16 protein-coding genes and 1 pseudogene are annotated in these 18217 nt (G+C 50.5%); 13 read left to right on the forward strand and 4 right to left on the reverse strand.

Annotated features, from left to right (window positions below; translation table 11 throughout):
* Nucleotides 1-7: 7 nt before the first annotated feature.
* Nucleotides 8-1036: an EF-P beta-lysylation protein EpmB gene (gene epmB, locus AYY16_RS11905; RefSeq protein ID WP_067366627.1), complete on the reverse strand. Its 1029-nt coding sequence runs from the start codon at nt 1034-1036 to the stop codon at nt 8-10.
* Between the two features lie 40 nt (nt 1037-1076).
* Between epmB and efp the strand changes: the two genes are divergently transcribed.
* The gene (gene efp / locus AYY16_RS11910) at nt 1077-1643 is read left to right on the forward strand and encodes an elongation factor P (RefSeq protein ID WP_067366630.1); all 567 of its coding nucleotides are present in this window, start codon (nt 1077-1079) and stop codon (nt 1641-1643) included.
* Between the two features lie 293 nt (nt 1644-1936).
* Here the strand turns inward: efp and eptB are convergent.
* Nucleotides 1937-3593, reverse strand: a pseudogene (gene eptB / locus AYY16_RS11915) (kdo(2)-lipid A phosphoethanolamine 7''-transferase).
* A 287-nt stretch (nt 3594-3880) separates the two neighbouring features.
* On the opposite strand from eptB, the gene AYY16_RS11920 reads away from it, so the two are divergent.
* The 12 genes from AYY16_RS11920 (at nt 3881) to AYY16_RS11975 (ending at nt 15671) form a co-directional block, all read left to right on the forward strand.
* Nucleotides 3881-4498 (forward strand): 4Fe-4S dicluster domain-containing protein, encoded by a 618-nt coding sequence (locus tag AYY16_RS11920; protein ID WP_067366633.1) that lies wholly within the window; start codon nt 3881-3883, stop codon nt 4496-4498.
* Nucleotides 4498-6513, forward strand: coding sequence for a hydrogenase 4 subunit B (gene hyfB, locus AYY16_RS11925; RefSeq protein WP_067366636.1), 2016 nt, complete (start codon nt 4498-4500; stop codon nt 6511-6513). The genes AYY16_RS11920 and hyfB overlap by 1 nt, the downstream gene beginning before the upstream one ends.
* Before the next feature lie 11 nt (nt 6514-6524).
* Nucleotides 6525-7475, forward strand: coding sequence for a respiratory chain complex I subunit 1 family protein (locus tag AYY16_RS11930; RefSeq protein ID WP_067366639.1), 951 nt, complete (start codon nt 6525-6527; stop codon nt 7473-7475).
* Between the two features lie 12 nt (nt 7476-7487).
* The gene (locus tag AYY16_RS11935) at nt 7488-8930 is read left to right on the forward strand and encodes a hydrogenase 4 subunit D (RefSeq protein WP_067366642.1); all 1443 of its coding nucleotides are present in this window, start codon (nt 7488-7490) and stop codon (nt 8928-8930) included.
* 12 nt (nt 8931-8942) lie between these two features.
* Nucleotides 8943-9593, forward strand: a complete 651-nt coding sequence (gene hyfE / locus AYY16_RS11940) for a hydrogenase 4 membrane subunit (RefSeq protein WP_067366645.1) — start codon at nt 8943-8945, stop codon at nt 9591-9593.
* Between the two features lie 4 nt (nt 9594-9597).
* On the forward strand, nt 9598-11178 hold the full coding sequence (locus AYY16_RS11945; RefSeq protein WP_067366649.1) for a hydrogenase 4 subunit F: 1581 nt from the start codon (nt 9598-9600) through the stop codon (nt 11176-11178).
* 1 nt (nt 11179) lies between these two features.
* The gene (locus AYY16_RS11950; protein WP_067366652.1) at nt 11180-12913 is read left to right on the forward strand and encodes a hydrogenase large subunit; all 1734 of its coding nucleotides are present in this window, start codon (nt 11180-11182) and stop codon (nt 12911-12913) included.
* A gap of 15 nt (nt 12914-12928) precedes the next feature.
* Nucleotides 12929-13480, forward strand: coding sequence for a hydrogenase 4 subunit H (gene hyfH, locus AYY16_RS11955; protein ID WP_067366655.1), 552 nt, complete (start codon nt 12929-12931; stop codon nt 13478-13480).
* Complete coding sequence (locus AYY16_RS11960; protein WP_067366658.1) at nt 13477-14259, forward strand: NADH-quinone oxidoreductase subunit B family protein; 783 nt, start codon at nt 13477-13479, stop codon at nt 14257-14259. Before hyfH ends, AYY16_RS11960 begins: the two co-directional genes overlap by 4 nt.
* A complete protein-coding gene (locus tag AYY16_RS11965) occupies nt 14252-14686 on the forward strand; it encodes a formate hydrogenlyase maturation HycH family protein (protein WP_067366661.1) in 435 nt (144 codons plus the stop codon). The genes AYY16_RS11960 and AYY16_RS11965 overlap by 8 nt, the downstream gene beginning before the upstream one ends.
* Complete coding sequence (gene hycI, locus AYY16_RS11970) at nt 14683-15183, forward strand: hydrogenase maturation peptidase HycI (protein WP_067366664.1); 501 nt, start codon at nt 14683-14685, stop codon at nt 15181-15183. Before AYY16_RS11965 ends, hycI begins: the two co-directional genes overlap by 4 nt.
* A gap of 173 nt (nt 15184-15356) precedes the next feature.
* Nucleotides 15357-15671: a hypothetical protein gene (locus AYY16_RS11975; protein WP_067366667.1), complete on the forward strand. Its 315-nt coding sequence runs from the start codon at nt 15357-15359 to the stop codon at nt 15669-15671.
* A 75-nt stretch (nt 15672-15746) separates the two neighbouring features.
* Here the strand turns inward: AYY16_RS11975 and AYY16_RS11980 are convergent, their stop codons facing one another.
* Both AYY16_RS11980 and cstA read right to left on the reverse strand, forming a co-directional pair.
* Nucleotides 15747-15944: a YbdD/YjiX family protein gene (locus tag AYY16_RS11980; RefSeq protein ID WP_067366670.1), complete on the reverse strand. Its 198-nt coding sequence runs from the start codon at nt 15942-15944 to the stop codon at nt 15747-15749.
* 79 nt (nt 15945-16023) lie between these two features.
* Complete coding sequence (gene cstA / locus AYY16_RS11985; RefSeq protein ID WP_067366673.1) at nt 16024-18126, reverse strand: pyruvate/proton symporter CstA; 2103 nt, start codon at nt 18124-18126, stop codon at nt 16024-16026.
* Nucleotides 18127-18217: the final 91 nt, after the last annotated feature.

The raw sequence follows: 18217 nt of genomic DNA on the forward strand, positions 1-18217 counted from the left end.
TTTATACTTAACTCTGGCGAAGCTGAAGATCAACCGGTGTTTTGCTGGGCTCGCCGCCGATTTCACGGGTCAGGCGCGGCACCAGATAACCGGACACGCGCGGAAGAAGGTCACGCATTATCTGGCGGGCTTCATCATCACTAACCAGAAAATGTGCCGCACCCTGTACTTTATCCAGAACATGCAGATAGTAAGGCAGAATACCGGCGTCGAAGAGTGCATTGCTGAGATCGGCGAGAACACCGGCGTCATCATTGATACCGCGCAATAAAACGCCCTGATTCAGCAGTGTTACGCCATTTTTCCGTAACTGATGCATTTTTTTCTTTAATACATCATCAATTTCATTCGCGTGATTGATATGTGTGACTAAAATTATCTGTAACCGGGAGTCGTGCAGGCGGGCAGTCAATGCGTCTGTAATGCGCTCAGGGATGACGACCGGCAGACGGCTGTGAATACGCAGACGCAGAATATGCGGGATAGCTTCGAGTTGTGTGAGCAGCCAGTCCAGCTCATTATCTTTTGCCATCAGCGGATCACCGCCGGAGAAAATGATTTCATTGAGTTCAGGATGGTTAGCGATATAATCGAGCGCCTGTTGCCAGTTATGTCTGGTGCCCTTATTGTCTTCATACGGAAAGTGACGACGGAAGCAGTAGCGGCAGTTGACCGCACACCCGCCTTTTACTAAAAGCAGCGCCCGGTTGTGATATTTGTGCAGTAACCCCGGAACAACGTTGTGTTGTTCATCCAGCGGATCTTCAGAAAACCCGGGTGTCAGGTCAAATTCAGCCCTGTGCGTCATGGTCTGAAGCAGTAGCGGATCCTGCGGATTGCCTTTTTCCATCTTTGCGATGAACGGGCGGGGAACGCGCAGTGCAAATAACCGGCGGGCATCAAGGCCGGCACGCCAGTTTTCATCCTGTTCCAGACCCAGAATTTCCAGTAATTCGGTTGGATTGGTGACAGAATCAGCAAGTTGTTGTAGCCAGACTTCTCGGGCAAGTGGTTTTTGGGTTACAATATCGACCATTTTTTTGGCTATGCCATTTATTTAAAATTAGAGGATTTCCATGGCTACTTATAGTACCAACGATTTTCGCCAAGGTCTTAAAATTATGTTCGACGGCGAACCTTGTGTGGTTGTCGAGAGTGAGTTTGTTAAACCGGGTAAAGGCCAGGCATTCGCCCGTGTGCGTCTGCGTAAGCTGCTGACTAACCGTCTGCTGGAAAAAACGTTCAAATCAACTGACTCAGCCGAAGGCGCTGATGTTATGGATATGAACCTGACTTACCTGTACAACGACGGTGAGTTCTGGCATTTCATGAACAATGAAACCTTTGAACAGCTGGCTGCGGACGAAAAAGCGGTGGGCGATAACGCCAAATGGCTGATCGACCAGGCTGAATGTATCGTTACTCTGTGGAACGGTCGTCCTATCTCTGTTACTCCGCCGAACTTTGTTGAACTGGAAATCGTTGAAACGGATCCGGGTCTGAAAGGCGATACAGCGGGTACCGGTGGTAAACCGGCAACACTGAGCAGTGGCGCAGTGGTTAAAGTTCCTCTGTTCGTACAGATTGGTGAAACGATCAAAGTTGACACCCGTTCAGGTGAATACGTTTCCCGCGTAAAATAAGATTTTGATACCGAATTACAAAACCGTCGCTGATTCAGCGGCGGTTTTTTTTGTTTGGGTTTACGAGGGTGGTGACTCAATAATAAAGATATTGATAGTAAGTGGCATATTCCATTGTCTTTTCATCACCTGCGTTTGAATTAACTATTTTATTCTTTTTTTTACCGGGATATCAGCCTGACAGATTTTCAGTAAAATATGAAGCAGATGAAGTAAAAGAAGTGATAAAAAGCCGGTATATGAATGTTCATATACCGGCAGTTTGAATGACGTTGGGTATCCTCAGATAAGGATCAGCGGAAACAAAGATTATTTTTGTTATTGATACCGCCATCTTCAGAGGTAAACCCTGTGCAGCCGAGAATACTGTCAAACAATTCATAATGGAAAAATGTCCGTACCCGGCTGTTTTCCTTCAGATTATCAAACAGGCTTTTATTGTTTTTTATGTAAGTGTCTGACATCCAGACAATAAAGGGTACTTTAAACTGTTCATCCGGTGCGATATGGCGCGGTGTGCCGTGCAGACGGATACCTTCTCCGCCTCCCAGGGATTCGCCGTGATCTGAGGTATAAAATACAATGGCATTTTTGTCTTTTAATTTTTCTGTCAGATTGTGCAGAACATAATCTGTATACAAAATAGAATTATCATAGGCATTTATTTCTTCTTCACTGCTGCATTCCGTTTCAGTATCCAGACATTCAGGTAAAAACTTCCGGAATTCCGGTGGATAGCGTTTTGAGTAGAAGTGATGAGAGCCTTTGGTATGTAAAATAATTAAATTCATTCCGTTTTTACGGCGTGAAATAACATCATCGGCTTCATTGAGCAATAACTCATCATAAATAGATTTGCCGGATGAACTGTGTTTTGAGGTGATCATTTCCCGAACCAGATAATTATCCAGATCGAGTTTGTTATAAAACCAGACCTCACTCTGCATTGAAAATAACTCTGAGGTAAACCCGAGGTATTTCATCACAGAAAAGACATTGTTTTCCGTTAATGTCCGCTGTTCATTATCTTTCACGCCGCCTTCACGCACAAACATACAGCGCAGGGAGAGCTTTGTGGAGGTGTCGCAGGATTGCCCTTCAAAGGCAATAACGTTCGGATCTGCGGCAAGCAGCGGGGTGGTTTCCCGCTCATAACCCAGCAGTTGCATGTGATCCCAGCGTGCGGTTTCACCAATCACAAATACCACATACAAATCTTTATTTTGTGGTGCTGCGGTATAGGTGAACTCTTTCGCAGGGTCAAAAATATTGCTTTCATTAAACGTATCGTCATATTTGACAATCGCAAACTGGAATAAAGGAATAATCCAGTTAGAGGGTAAATAAGAATAACCCAGCCCGCCGCCATAGCTGGCAATATCAATGTTTTTTTCTTCTTCTATTACTTTCTGATGGCGATCTGCGGTTTTAATATAGGTAAAGACGACTGCCGGGATAATAACAAAGGTTATCAGAATGAGCAGCCATTTGCGTTTTTTTGTTCTGAATGACGGTCTTTTTTGCGGACCAGATAAGAATTAATGCGGGCAGGGACAGCAGGGCAAACCAGAGATAGAACTGATTATTCACCGCTTCCTGTGATAAATCGACATCTATTGTCAGGGTGGAAATTAAAATACCGTAGCCGATAACCACATCATAAAACGTAATGTAATAACTGCAGGCGACACTGATCAGGATAATGAGGCTACTGAGAATTTTAAAACTCAGCAGGCCGGTTGCAGCGATCAGTCTGAATAAGAAAAAGCTGAACAGGATATTAACGATGACTTCTGCAATGACATAAAACAACCCGTTGCTACCGGACAGTAATAACTGACTGTCGGCGCGGGAAAAATAGACAGCGTAGTTCAGAAAAAAACCGAGAAAAACGGCGAGGATAACAGAAATCGAGAGGTCGCTTCTTACTGCGTTTGACAATGGTCGCATGGGCATCGGGTATATCACTTAATCGGTAAAGAGATTTAGAGGTAGCATCAGTTACTTAGTTCAATATTTCTACGCCAATCATTTCATGTTTCTTGTCTCCTGTCATTTCCGACACGGGCGGTCACCGGCATTTTTTTGTCGTCATTAGTGTCGATTCGACAGCATTTTCACTAAAAACAAACATCTAACCTATTGATAATAATTCTATTTAAATAATGGCACGAAAAATGCTTAAGTGAGTGCATCAATCTTTATGACTCGTCTGATTTTATTGGAGGGTGAGGCGAATGAATCGCTTTGTTATTGCCGACCCACAACTCTGTATCGGATGTAATACTTGCATGGCGGCCTGTTCTGAGACGCATAAACAGCAAGGATTACAAACACATCCGCGACTGACTGTGGTAAAAATTGGGGAACTGACTGCGCCGATGCTTTGTCGCCAGTGTGATGATGCCCCGTGTGCCCGTGTGTGTCCGGTGAATGCCATCACACACGAAAATGACATGATCGTGCTGAATGAAAGTCTGTGTATCGGCTGCAAATTGTGTGGTCTGGTCTGTCCGTTCGGGGCAATTACCCCGTCAGGCAGTAAACCTGTCGATATGCCGGATTTCTTCGAACAGTATGTGCCGAAAGAAATGCTGCTGGATGTACCTGACAGCCTGCCGACCATGAACCCGTTCCTGGCGTGGAATGCCGGTATCCGCAATGTTGCAGTGAAATGTGACATGTGTGATTTCAGCGAAGAAGGCCCGGCGTGTGTGAAAGTCTGTCCGACCGATGCCCTCCATATTGTTGAAGAGAATCAGCTGGAAAGCGAAAGCGCGAAACGACGCACGGCATCTGTTGATGCTATGCCGCCGGAATTCGACGTTTTTGTCTCACGACAGGAGAATCCATAATGACATCGCTTGAACTGCTCTTGTGGTCGGTTTCCCTGTATACCGCAGGGGGCTTTATTTCGCTGCTGTTTAAACAGCAGGAAAAAATGGCGATTTATGTGGCCGGTATCACTGCCATTATCGGCGGTATTCTTGGTTTATTCAGCGCCATCCCGGTACTGATGAGCGGAGAAACACTGACATATTTTGCTCAGGGTCCGTTCCCGTTTGCTCATTTTGTTGTTCGTCTTGATGGACTCGCCGCCTTTATGGTGATGGTGATTTCACTGCTTGTGACAGTCAGCGCCTTGTATTCCCTTAATTATGTACAGGAATATATCGGACGTGGAGCATGGAGCATGGGGTTCTTCCTGAACCTGTTTATTGCGTCCATGGTCGCCCTTGTCGTGATGGATAACGCATTCTACTTCATTATTCTATTTGAAATGATGTCGCTGGCGTCATGGTTCCTCGTGATAGCCGATCAGGATGAAAAATCAATCCGCGCCGGTCTGCTCTACTTCTTTATTGCGCATGCCGGTTCTGTGCTGATTATGATCGCCTTCTTCCTGATGTGGCGTGAAAGCGGCAGCCTGGACTTCGATTCCTTCCGCCAGCTTACGCTCTCTCCTGCAATGGCTTCTGTTGTTTTCCTGCTGGGTTTCTTCGGCTTCGGCGCAAAAGCGGGTATGTTGCCGCTGCACAGCTGGCTGCCACAGGCTCACCCGGCGGCACCGTCTCACGCATCTGCACTGATGTCCGGTGTCATGGTGAAAATCGGTATCTTCGGGATCATCAAAGTCGGTATTGACCTGCTGGGTGCGACTCAGGGCTGGTGGGGAATTGTTGTGCTCGCCTTTGGTGCGGTATCGTCTGTCCTCGGCGTAATGTATGCGCTGGCGGAGCACGATATCAAACGTCTGCTGGCATGGCATACCGTGGAAAATATCGGGATCATCCTGATGGGCGTGGGTGTTGGTATGGTCGGTATGGCAAATGATATGCCGGTACTGGCAACCATTGGTCTGCTCGGGGCTATCTACCACTTACTGAACCACGCGGTGTTTAAAGGATTACTGTTCCTTGGCGCGGGTGCGGTTATTTACCGCGTTCATACCCGTGACATGGATAAAATGGGCGGTCTGGCAAAACTGATGCCGCTGACAGCCACTGCATTCTTAATCGGTTGTATGGCTATTTCTGCATTGCCGCCGCTCAATGGCTTTGTCAGTGAGTGGTACACCTATCAGTCACTGTTCTCTATGAGTCATGACGGTACATTCATCATGCGCATCAGTGGTCCGATTGCGATTGTCATGCTGGCAATCACCGGGGCATTAGCTGCCATGTGTTTTGTGAAAGTATACGGTGTCAGTTTCTGTGGCGGTCCGCGCAGTGAACAGGCAACGCATGCCCGCGAAGTGCCGTGGACAATGACGACAGCAATGTTAATCCTGGCAGCGGTGTGTGTGCTGCTGGGTGTGGGTGCAAGCGTGATTGCGCCGGTGCTGGCAAAAGTGGCGATGTCACTGACCGCGGCAACGGATGTGACGGTTGTTCAGGGCGCGATGCTGATACCGGACAGTGCATCTCAGGCGATGATTTCACCGGTAATGACCTTTGTTCTTCTGCTGGGGCTGCCTGTTATCCCGCTGGTTATCTATCTTGTCTTTAAAGGCAAACAGATGGATGCGCGCCGTAAAGGTGACGCATGGGCGTGTGGTTATGCCTGGGAAAAAGATATGTCAGTCTCTGCCGGCGGGTTTACTCAACCGCTGCGCTCTATGTTCGCGCCGCTTTACCGCATGCGTAAACAGCTTGATCCTTCCGCCCGCCTGGCGCGTGCCTTAGAGGTGACGACCATTGGTGCCGGGAAAGTTGAGCCATTCTGGGATGAACAGATCATTTATCCGCTGGTCCGCGGTATTAACCGCTTTGCCAAACGCATTCAATGTCTCCAGGGCGGCGACTTCAGACTTTATTGTCTCTATGTCGTCGCCGCGCTGGTGGTCTTGCTTGTCGTGATTGCGGCGTAAGGAGAGAAACCATGTCGATTCAGGAAACACCAACATTGATGACGGGGTTCTTTGCAGTAGTTCAGGCGATTGCCCTGCTGCTGCTTACGCCGCTGTTTACCGGCATTTCCCGTCAAATCCGCGCAAAAATGCACTCCCGTCAGGGACCGGGCATTATGCAGGATTACCGTGATCTTATTAAATTATTTAAACGTCAGTCTGTGGCACCGCGTGATTCAGGCGCTATCTTCCGTGTCATGCCGTATGTGCTGCTCAGCAGTATGCTGCTGCTGGCAATGGCACTGCCTGTGGTGACCTCCACATCACTGTTCAGTGGTGCGGGTGACATCATTATCGTGCTCTATATTTTTGCGCTGTTCCGCTTTTTCTTCTCATTGTCCGGCCTGGATACCGGCAGCCCGTTCGCCGGTATTGGTGCCAGCCGTGAGCTGACTCTCGGCGTATTAGTTGAGCCGACCTTGTTTCTCGGTCTGCTGGTGGTTGCGCTGATCGCCGGTTCAACCAACATCGGCACAATCAGTGCGGTGATGAGTGAAGGCTGGATCTCACCAACAGCGACATTGCTGGCATTGATTGCCTGCGGATTTGCGACCTTTATCGAAATGGGGAAAATTCCGTTTGACGTCGCGGAAGCAGAGCAGGAATTACAGGAAGGACCGCTGACCGAATATTCCGGTTCCGGTCTGGCAATGGTGAAGTGGGGGATTGGTCTGAAACAGGTGGTGGTTGCTGTTCTGTTTCTGTCTATTTTCTTCCCGTTCGGTAGTGCCGGTGTGATAACCGCAGGCAGTCTGCTGCTTGCTCTGGTTCTGATGCTGGTGAAACTGCTGGTGATTTTCGTTCTGGCATCGCTGGTCGAAAATAGTCTGGCCCGTGGTCGTTTTTTACTGACGCATCATGTGACCTGGTTAGGATTCGGCGTTGCGGCGCTCGGATTCGTGTTCTATCTCACCGGTCTGTAAGGAGCGACAAGCATGTTAGAAAATATTGCACTGGCGACCCTGATTATTCCGTTTATCGGGGCGTTGCTGGTCAGTTTCCTGCCGACGCGCATGGCTCCGTGGCTGAGTACATTAGTCGCGCTGCTGGCGTCTCTCGGTACGGCAGCTCTCGGCTGGATTTATCTCGACGGCGGTAAGGTTGCCACAACTATTGAACTGGTTCAGGCCGGTGATGTGGCGCTGTTTGGTTTCACCATTGATGGTGTAAGTACCCTGATAGCCTTCGCGGTGGTCTTCCTCGGCTTCCTGATTTGCCTGTACTCCACCGGTTACCTGACAGAAGGCAACCGCGAGCACGCGCACGGACCGACCCGCCGTTATTACGCCTTCCTGCTGATTTTTATCGGTGCGATGGCAGGTGTGGTGCTGTCCTCCACGATTTTAGGACAGTTATTGTTTTTTGAAATCACCGGAGGCTGTTCCTGGGCACTGATTGGTTATTATCAGACAGAAAAAGCGCAGCGTTCTGCGATGAAAGCCCTGCTGATAACCCATGTCGGTTCACTCGGTTTGTTCATGGCGGCAGCAACACTGTTTATCAGTACCGGTACTTTCGCACTGAGTGCGATTGGTCAGTTGGATGACGCACAGAGCCTGATTGTCTTCGGCGGGATTTTATTCGCGGCATGGGGCAAATCAGCGCAGTTACCATTACAAGCCTGGTTACCGGATGCGATGGAAGCACCAACACCGGTGAGTGCGTATCTGCACGCCGCGTCGATGGTCAAAGTCGGGGTGTATATCTTTGCCCGCGGCATTATGTCGTCAGACCATGTGCCGGAGATTATCGGCTGGGTCGGCGTCGTAATGGCTGTTATCACCATGATCTATGGTTTCATGATGTATCTGCCGCAAAAAGATATGAAACGTCTGCTGGCGTGGTCAACTATCACGCAACTGGCGTATATCTTCCTGGCACTGTCTCTGTCTATCTTCGGCTCTAAAGAAGCATTCGACGGCGGTATCGCGTACATCTTTAACCATGCGTTTGCAAAAAGCCTGTTCTTCCTGGTTGCCGGTGCGCTCAGCTACAGCTGCGGGACCCGTATGCTGCCCCGTTTGCGCGGTCTGGCAAAACGCTATCCGTTACTGGGTGCGGGTTTTTGTGTGGCAGCATTGGCGATTGCCGGTGTACCGCCGCTTAATGGTTTCTTCAGTAAATTTCCTATCTTCGCGGCAGGCTTCGCGTTATCTGAACAGTTCTGGATCTTCGCGCCAATCATGGTGCTGGTGTTGATCGAATCTGTTGCCAGTTTCGCCTGGCTGCTCTACTGGTTCGGGAAAGTCGTACCGGGTGAGCCAAGTGAAGATGTGGCCAATGGCGCGCCTGTGCCGTGGGCGATGCAGTGGGTTATCGGCCTGCTGATCATCATGTCCTTCGGCTCAAGTGTTATTGCCGTCAGCTGGCTCAGTTAAGGGAGAGAAAGTATGACTGGTTCAATTATTGTGAATAACCTGGCGGGGCTGATGATGATCACTTCGCTGCTGGTCATCGGTGCGAAGCGCCCGGTGGCCTCCTGCTGGTTCTATGCACTTCAGTCTCTGGTGCTGGTGGCGATTTTCGCCACTCTGTCGCAGACTCTGGATGCGCCGCAACTGGCAATGTGGGCAGGTACTGCGTTCGCGACAAAAGTTGTCCTTGTGCCGCTGATTATGGGCTACGCGTTTCGTAAATTGTCGGACCCGACAGCAGACGGCGGGGTGATAAGCCCGGCGGTTCTGATGCTGGCAGCCGCTGTGATTGTGGTGCTGTGCTGGTTTGTGGTCGAGCCGGTGAAACTGCCGATGGTCGCGGATCTGAAGCCGGCATTAGCCGTTTCGCTGGGACACTTCATGCTGGGGCTTTTGTGTATCGTGACACAGAAAAATATCCTCAAGCAGGCGTTCGGTTACTGCCTGATGGAGAATGGTTCGCACCTGACACTGGCTCTGCTGGCGTATAAAGCGCCGGAGCTGGTGGAGATTGGTATCGCGACGGACGCCATTTTTGCTGTGATTATCATGGCGGTTCTGGCACGTAAAATCTATCGCACGCTCAACACACTGAACGTGGATCAACTGACCGCGCTGAAGGGGTGATGAGATGAGCCAAACCATGTTGTTAACGTTATTAATGGCAACGCCGCTGGTGATTTCACTGCTGGCGTTTATCTGCCGCGCACTGGGCGGCGGTGCAAAAGCCGCTGTCACCCTGGTGCATACTGTGGGTATCGTGCTGCTGCTCGTATTTTCTCTGTGGATGGTTTACACCATCGGTGAAGAAGGCGATCTGCTGATGGCAGAGCGCTGGATCCATCTGGACAGCCTGGCGGGGTTATTCCTGGCTATCCTGGGTATTGTCGGCTTCCTGACAGGGCTTTACTCCATCGGCTATATGAATCATGAAGTGGCTGATGGTGAGATTAGTGTCGGAACACTCTGTAATTATTATGGATTTTTCCATCTGTTCCTGTTCACCATGCTGCTGGTTATCACCAGTAACAACCTGATCCTGATGTGGGCGGCGGTTGAAGCCACAACACTCAGTTCAGCGTTTCTGGTGGGGATTTACGGACAGCGCTCTTCTCTTGAAGCGGCGTGGAAATACATCATTATCTGTAGTGTGGGTGTGGCATTTGGTCTGTTCGGTACCATTCTGGTTTATGCAAACGCCGCAAGCGTGATGCCTGATCCGGAACTGGCTATCTTCTGGACGGAAGTGCTGAAATATACCTCACTGCTTGATCCGACTCTGATGCAACTGGCATTTGTGTTTGTGCTGATTGGTTTCGGTACAAAAACCGGGCTGTTCCCGATGCACGCCTGGCTGCCGGATGCGCACAGTGAAGCACCAAGCCCGGTATCAGCGCTGCTCTCAGCGGTTCTGCTGAACTGTGCGCTGCTGATTATCGTGCGCTACTACATCATTATCACCTCTGCTATCGGCGGTGAATTCACACAAACACTGCTGCTGGTCTTCGGGCTGCTCTCTGTGGCGGTTGCTGCGTTCTTTATCCTTATTCAGCGGGATATGAAACGTCTGCTGGCGTATTCCAGTGTGGAAAACATGGGGCTTATCGCAGTGGCTCTGGGTATCGGCGGTCCGTTAGGTGTGCTGGCAGCGCTGCTGCACACACTGAATCACAGCCTGGGTAAAACCCTGCTGTTCTGTGGCTCCGGTAACGTATTACTGAAATACGGCACCCGTGATATCAGTGTTGTCAAAGGTATGCTGCGTACCATGCCGTTTACCGCGGTCGTCTTTGCGGGCGGTGCGCTGGCACTGGGCGGTATGCCGCCGTTTAACGTCTTCCTGAGTGAGTTTATGGTGGTGGTTGCCGGTCTGGCAGCCAATCATTTCTGGCTGACGCTGCTCCTTTTGATCCTGCTCACTATCGTTCTCGGCGGGTTGGTTAGAATGGTATCGAAAACCTTATTCGGCGCACAGCCTGACTGTGTATCGCGCGGCGAATTAGGGCTCCTGACGACATTGCCGATGGCCATCCTCATAGTACTGATGCTGGTGATGGGCACCCACATCCCGCAGCCGGTCAGCCGTCTGCTCGAAAATGCCGCCACGATTGTCCTGACGGACAGTTCATTACCAGGCACAGAATTAACCACCCCGGACTACCGCTGGCCGTGGGGTGTTGATACAACATCCATATCATCGCAGGAGAAATAACGTGAGCTATCAGAATTATACAGATACCCTTCATGGCGTTCGTAAAGGCGCGGGCTATCTGGCACAGGTCCGCGAGAAATTTCCCCATGCGGTGCTGGAAGAAGAGTGGCAGACAGCAAACCAGCTGACTATCACCATCAAAACGGAAATGCTGCCGGAAGTGGTTGAGTTTCTGTACTACGGCTGCGGCGGCTGGCTGCCGGTGCTGTGGGGCAACGATGAACGCCCGCTGAACGGACAGTTTGCGGTTTATTACGCGCTCTCCATGGAAGAAGGCGAAAAATGCTGGGTGACTGTGAAGGCATATGTCAGCCCGATCACTCAGGAATTCCCGTCTGTGACACCGCGTGTACCTGCCGCGGTGTGGGGCGAGCGTGAAATCCGGGACATGTACGGGCTGCGCCCTGTAGGGCTGCCGGATGAGCGCCGTCTGGTGCTGCCGGATGACTGGCCGGATGATCTTTATCCGCTGCGCAAAGACACAATGGATTACCGTCAGCGTCCTGCGCCAACCACGGATACTGAAACGTACCAATTTATTAATGACAGTAAAGTAGACAGCCGCATTGTTCCTATTGGTCCGCTGCATATTACCTCTGATGAACCGGGGCACTTCCGCCTGTTTGTTGATGGTGAGCGGATTGTGGATGCGGACTACCGTATGTTCTATGTTCACCGTGGCATGGAAAAACTGGCTGAAACCCGCATGGGCTATAACGAAGTCACGTTTTTATCCGACCGCGTCTGCGGCATCTGCGGCTTCACCCACAGTGTGGCGTACACCTCTTCTGTTGAAAACGCACTGGGTATTTATGTGCCGCCGCGTGCGCACACTATCCGTACCGTGTTACTGGAAGTGGAGCGTCTGCACAGTCACCTGCTGAACATTGGTTTAGCCAGTCACTTTACCGGTTTTGATACCGGGTTTATGCAGTTCTTCCGTGTGCGTGAAAAATCAATGACCATGGCTGAATTACTGACCGGTGCCCGTAAAACCTACGGAACCAACCTGATCGGCGGTGTGCGTCGCGATTTCCTTAAAGAACAGCGCGTAAAAACTATTCAGCTGGTTCGCGAGATGCGGGCTGATGTTACACAGCTTGTGGATATGCTGCTGAGCACGCCGAACATGGAACAGCGTACTGTGGGTGTGGGTCGTCTGGATCCGCAAATTGCCCGTGATTACAGCCCGGTAGGTCCTATGATCCGCGCCAGCGGCTTTAAACGCGATGTACGTTTTGATCACCCGTTTGCAGATTACGGCAATCTGCCGAAAACCCTGTTTACCATGGACGGCTGTGATGTTTACTCACGCGTCATGGTGCGGGTGAAAGAGGTTCTGGATTCTCTGGCGATGATTGAATATGCGCTGGATAATATGCCTGAAGGTCCGATCCTGACAGAGGGCTTTACTTATCAGCCACATAAATTTGCTCTGGGTTACACCGAAGCACCTCGCGGGGAAGATATCCACTGGAGCATGCTGGGTGATAACCAGAAACTGTTCCGCTGGCGCTGCCGTGCGGCAACCTACGCTAACTGGCCGGTGCTGCGCTATATGCTTCAGGGAAATACCGTTTCCGATGCACCATTAATTATCGGCAGCTTAGATCCTTGCTACTCCTGTACTGACCGTGTGACGCTGGTTGATGTGAAAAAACGTAAAGCGAAAACCGTGGCATATAAAGAGATTGAGCAATACAGCATCACCCGTAAAAATTCACCGCTGCTGTAAGCCGGAGGGAATATCATGCTTAAATTATTTAAAACCCTCCGCAATGCGGGGACAGCAACCGTCAAATATCCGTTTAAACCACTGGAAGTCGCGCACGGCTTCCGCGGTAAACCGGAATATGACCCGGAACAGTGTATTGCCTGCGGCTCCTGTATTTCAGCATGCCCGGCGAATGCGCTGACGATGGAAACCGATCTGGAAAGTGGCGAGCGCCGCTGGCAGTTATTCCTCGGGCGCTGCATTTATTGTGCGCGTTGCGAAGAAGTGTGTCCGACCCGGGCCATTCATCTGACGGAAGAGTTTGAAACGGCAGTGATGAACAAAGCGGATCTCTATATGAAAGGGACATTCCGCTTACAACATTGCCGCCAGTGCGGAGAAGCGTTCGCACCGAAAAAATCGGTGGATTACGCGATGGCGCTGATGGTCGCGTCAGGTGTTGAAGAGAGCGGAATTGAAGCATTGCGGCCGATGTATGAAACCTGTCCTTCGTGTAAGCAGAAAAATAACCTGCGCAACAATGATCGCCAGAACTTCCGTCTGCATATTGAGGGAGCAAAATCATGAGTTTGCCGGAAATCCCAGTCAATCATTATGTCAGCAAACCTGTTCAGATAGATGAGCAGGTAGCGAAATTAAAAAGTACATTACTGAAAGATATCAAGCGTTCCGCATATGTTTACCGCGTGGACTGCGGCGGGTGTAACGGGTGTGAAATTGAAATTTTCTCCGCAATAACCCCTGTGTTTGATGCGGAACGTTTCGGGATCAAAGTCGTCGCCTCCCCGCGTCATGCTGATATCTTACTGTTTACCGGTGCGGTCACCCGCGCCATGCGTATGCCGGCGCTGCGTGCCTATGATTCAGCACCGGATCCGAAGATTTGCATCTCTTACGGTGCCTGTGGCTGCGGCGGCGGTATCTTCCACGACCTGTATTGTGTCTGGGGCGGCAGCGAGCACATTGTGCCGATCGATGTCTGGATCCCGGGCTGCCCGCCGACACCGGCTGCGACTATCTATGGCTTTGCGGTGGCACTCGGTTTGCTCAATCAGAAACTGAAAGCACAGGATCATGTTGAAGCGGAAGGCGAACGCGTTGAATTATTGCTGCCGTCGATTCCGCTGGCAACCCGCGTGATGATCGAGCGTGAAGCGCGCCGTCAGGCGGGCTATTTTCAGGGACGTGAAATCAGTGATCGTTTCCTGACCCTGCTGGAAAATGCAACACCGGAACAGGTGAAAAGCACCATGCAGGTCTGGCTGGATGAAGAACAGGATCCGCGCCTGCGCGAGATAGTGAATCGTCTGGTGACCGTATTACAACAAGGAGGCATTCATGCCTGAACAGACACCCAATCACGCGGACACTGACGGAAAAGTCATCTTCTGGTCGCTGAGACAAAAATTTGTCGACACAGATGATGATGTTCCTGAAGAGGCTCAGCAGGTGATGTATTACTCACTGGCAATCGGCCATCATGTTGGCATGATTGATTGTCTGAACACAGAGCTGACCTGCCCGCTGAGTGGTTATCAATCCTGGGTTCATGCGCTTCCCGAAGGGGAGGCGCGCCGTAAACTTCAGGGATTGATAACCTTCGGTGAAATCAATATTGATGCTTCGCACACCAATATGCTGGCGCTGGCACTTGATCCGCTGTTGAAAGATCAAAACCCGGACTTTCGTGAATGGAGCGCCACGCTTATCCGCCTGTTAGGGGAAATTGAGCGCGAACCGGCTATTTACCTGATAGTGAAGCGACGCCCATGAGTGAAATAACCGCAAAAAACGTCATGCTGGCTGTCGGAAACAGCATGATGGGTGATGATGCCGCAGGTCCGATGCTGTATGACCTGATGCAGGAGAACCCGGTCGACGGCTGGATTGCCATTAACGGCGGCAGCGCACCGGAAAACGTGGCGCATCAGGTGCGCGCACTGAAACCGGAACGTCTGTTGATCGTCGATGCTGCGGATATCGGTCTGAACCCCGGTGAAATCCGTATTATTGATCCGGATGATATCGCTGAAATGTTCATCATGAGCACGCATAATCTGCCGCTTAATTTTCTTATTGATCAACTGAAAGAAGATATCAGGGAAGTTATCTTTCTCGGCATTCAACCAGATTTGGTTGCTTTTTATATGCCGGTAAATGAGAAAGTGACCAGTGCTGTTCAGCAGGTTTATGCCGCGTTGCCGGACTGGCAGGATCTCGGCGGATTCACCTTGTTTGAAGGTGAGGAAGACGACAGCGACATTATGTAACTGTCTTTATGAGCAATAAGAACCGCCGTGATCTGAAATGATCAGGCGGTTTTTTTTTATAGTGTAATTTACCGGAATGCAGAAATCAGGGTTGAAATCAGATATCTTCCGGCAGGGCTTTTTTTTTATGGTACAGAGGATTTTTTTTTCTTCCGCTGATGAGACGTAATACCATGAAAAAATTAGTTGTTATTATCCCGCTTGCCCTGCTGCTGTCTGCTTGTGCAACCAAGCAATACCCGCAAACCCCGGCTGTTACTAAAGAAGAATCTGCACTGTTGCATTGTGACTCACTTAAACTTGAAATTGCAAAAGCGCGCAGTATTCAGGAAGACATTGAAAAAACCGGCGAATTTAACGGAAAAACTGTGTTGGGTTTTCTGGGGGATTTCGGGATTGGTAACGGGATAGCAAAAGGAGAGGCGCGGGAAAAAGTCTCTGCACGTCTGGGGCAATTGATGCGTCAGCAGGAAAATAACTGCCGCTGATGTATTGCTATGGCTGATAAATAAAAATACCGCAGAGATTTGCGGTATTTTTTTATGTCAAATCCGTCGGCTGTATCAGCAGCACTTAGGTCCGCCTTTGCTGCCGTAGCGTGCATCCTGGCGATCACGGAAAAACTCTTCATAGGTCATCGGCGTCTGATCAGGATGGGTATTTTTAATATGCTGTACGTAATTATCGTAATCGGGTACGCCAATCATCATTTTAGCGGTCTGCCCGAGATAACGTCCTGCTTTTGCGAGAGTATCAAACATAATTATAACCCTGAAACTGTCTTGCGGATGGAAAACCGGCGGTTGCCCGCCGGTATCAGTACAACAAGTATACCAGAGTTTAGTGCGCAGATTTGCTGTTTGCCACTAAATCGAGGTAGTTTTCCGGCATTGGCTCATAAGGTGTTTCATTATCGGTTGGTTTATCTGACTTCAGTGCTTTGAGCGCGGTCTTCACAGAGAAGATGGCAAGCACCACGACGACAACCATAAAGAACATCGTCAGACCGGCATCCAGACGGTTATTAAACACCAGTTGTGACAGTTGTGACTCAGTGTATTGCACCGGGATATTCCCGCTGTCAATCATTGCCTTGAATTTATTCGCGACAGCCAGGAAGCCGACGCGGGCATCTTCGCTGAACACTTTTTCCCAACCGGCAACCATGGTACAGATTAACAGCCAGGTCATCGGCACCAGTGCCACCCAGGCGTAAGCCTGGCGTTTCATCTTAAACAGAACCACAGCACACAGCATCAGCGCCATACCTGCCAGCATCTGGTTGGCAATACCAAACAGCGGCCACAGGGTATTGATACCGCCGAGCGGATCGACCACGCCCTGATGCAGGAAGTAACCCCACGCCAGCACACACAGCGCGGTGGCGGTCAGGTTTGCCGGTAGTGAGTCTGTCCGTTTCAGTGCCGGGGAAATCACGCCGAGCAGATCCTGCAACATAAAGCGGGCAGAACGTGTTCCCGCATCGACTGCGGTCAGGATAAACAGCGCCTCAAACAGAATGGCGAAGTGATACCAGAAAGAGACATCCATCAGCCCGCCGAGCGCACCGTGGAGAATATACGCCATACCGACCGCGAGTGTCGGCGCGCCCCCTGCGCGGGAGATAATGCTTTGTTCGCCGACTTCATTGGCAATATTGGTTAAAGTTTCAGGAGTTATCTGGAAGCCCCAGCTGCTCACCACACTGGCAGCAGATGCGACAACATCAGTGGTTCCCGGCGGTGCCAGCATTGCCATCGGGCTGTTCATTGCGAAGTATACGCCCGGGTCGATCACACAGGCGGCGACCAGCGCCATAATGGCAACAAACGATTCCATCAGCATGCCGCCGTAGCCGATAAAACAGGCCTGGTTTTCATTGGCGAGCATTTTCGGCGTAGTGCCGGAGGCAATCAGTGCATGGAAGCCGGATACCGCACCACAGGCGATGGTGATAAACAGGAACGGGAAGAGATCGCCCGCCCAGACCGGACCTGTGCCATCAATAAATTTGGTCAGCGCAGGCATTTCCAGCATCGGGCGCATGATTAAAATACCGATTGCCAGCCCGATAATGGTGCCGATTTTCAGGAAGGTAGACAGGTAATCACGCGGTGCCAGCAGTAACCAGACCGGCAGAACCGCCGCGACAAAACCATAACCGACCAGCATCCAGGTCAGTTGAACGCCGTCATAATCAAAATAAGGAGCCCAGGTCGGGCTTTCTGCTACCCAGCCGCCGGAAATAATCGCAAAAATCAGGAAAACCAGCCCGATAACAGAGACTTCCCCGACACAGCCCGGCCGGATATAGCGGGTGTAAATTCCCATAAAAAAGGCGAGCGGGATAGTAAAGGCGACAGTGTAAGTTCCCCACGGGCTGTGTGTCAGGGCTTTCACCACAATCATTGCCAGAACGGCGAGGATAATCACCATGATCATAAAGCAGGCGATCAGGGCAATAACACCGGCAACATTCCCCATTTCCTCTTTAACCAACTCTCCGAGGGAGCGCCCGTTGCGGCGGGTAGAGACAAACAGCACCATGAAATCCTGTACCGCACCGGCTAATACCACACCGGCCAGCAACCAGAGCATGCCGGGAAGATAGCCCATTTGTGCCGCGAGAACCGGACCGACCAGCGGACCTGCACCGGCAATGGCGGCAAAGTGGTGACCGAACAGAACCTTTTTATCTGTCGGTACATAATCAAGCCCGTCATTATTTTTAAACGCGGGTGTCATCCGGGTTGCATCGACTTTTAATACTTTCTCCGCAATAAAAATCCCGTAATACCGGTACGCCACCAGATAGATACAGACAGCCGCAACAACAATCCAGAGTGCATTGATTTGCTCACCCCGGTTCAGCGCGATATATCCGAGGGCAAAGGCACCGACAATCGCGAGCAGAAAGCCCGTGAGTTGCTTGAACGCTTTCATAATTTCACCTGTCCGAATGAGTAAAGTAGAGTAGTTTCGGTTTGTTATTATCAAATTGTACTGCAGAGGAATATCACTAATTCTACTTAGT

Source organism: Morganella psychrotolerans, from assembly GCF_001676155.1.
Lineage (GTDB): Bacteria > Pseudomonadota > Gammaproteobacteria > Enterobacterales > Enterobacteriaceae > Morganella > Morganella psychrotolerans.

Bases quoted from the DNA above. Each gene is read 5' to 3' on its own strand.
- epmB (WP_067366627.1), bottom strand. From the start codon at position 1,036: ATGGTCGATATTGTAACCCAAAAACCACTTGCCCGAGAAGTCTGGCTA.
- efp (WP_067366630.1), top strand. From the start codon at position 1,077: ATGGCTACTTATAGTACCAACGATTTTCGCCAAGGTCTTAAAATTATG.
- AYY16_RS11920 (WP_067366633.1), top strand. From the start codon at position 3,881: ATGAATCGCTTTGTTATTGCCGACCCACAACTCTGTATCGGATGTAAT.
- hyfB (WP_067366636.1), top strand. From the start codon at position 4,498: ATGACATCGCTTGAACTGCTCTTGTGGTCGGTTTCCCTGTATACCGCA.
- AYY16_RS11930 (WP_067366639.1), top strand. From the start codon at position 6,525: ATGTCGATTCAGGAAACACCAACATTGATGACGGGGTTCTTTGCAGTA.
- AYY16_RS11935 (WP_067366642.1), top strand. From the start codon at position 7,488: ATGTTAGAAAATATTGCACTGGCGACCCTGATTATTCCGTTTATCGGG.
- hyfE (WP_067366645.1), top strand. From the start codon at position 8,943: ATGACTGGTTCAATTATTGTGAATAACCTGGCGGGGCTGATGATGATC.
- AYY16_RS11945 (WP_067366649.1), top strand. From the start codon at position 9,598: ATGAGCCAAACCATGTTGTTAACGTTATTAATGGCAACGCCGCTGGTG.
- hyfH (WP_067366655.1), top strand. From the start codon at position 12,929: ATGCTTAAATTATTTAAAACCCTCCGCAATGCGGGGACAGCAACCGTC.
- AYY16_RS11960 (WP_067366658.1), top strand. From the start codon at position 13,477: ATGAGTTTGCCGGAAATCCCAGTCAATCATTATGTCAGCAAACCTGTT.
- AYY16_RS11965 (WP_067366661.1), top strand. From the start codon at position 14,252: ATGCCTGAACAGACACCCAATCACGCGGACACTGACGGAAAAGTCATC.
- hycI (WP_067366664.1), top strand. From the start codon at position 14,683: ATGAGTGAAATAACCGCAAAAAACGTCATGCTGGCTGTCGGAAACAGC.
- AYY16_RS11975 (WP_067366667.1), top strand. From the start codon at position 15,357: ATGAAAAAATTAGTTGTTATTATCCCGCTTGCCCTGCTGCTGTCTGCT.
- AYY16_RS11980 (WP_067366670.1), bottom strand. From the start codon at position 15,944: ATGTTTGATACTCTCGCAAAAGCAGGACGTTATCTCGGGCAGACCGCT.
- cstA (WP_067366673.1), bottom strand. From the start codon at position 18,126: ATGAAAGCGTTCAAGCAACTCACGGGCTTTCTGCTCGCGATTGTCGGT.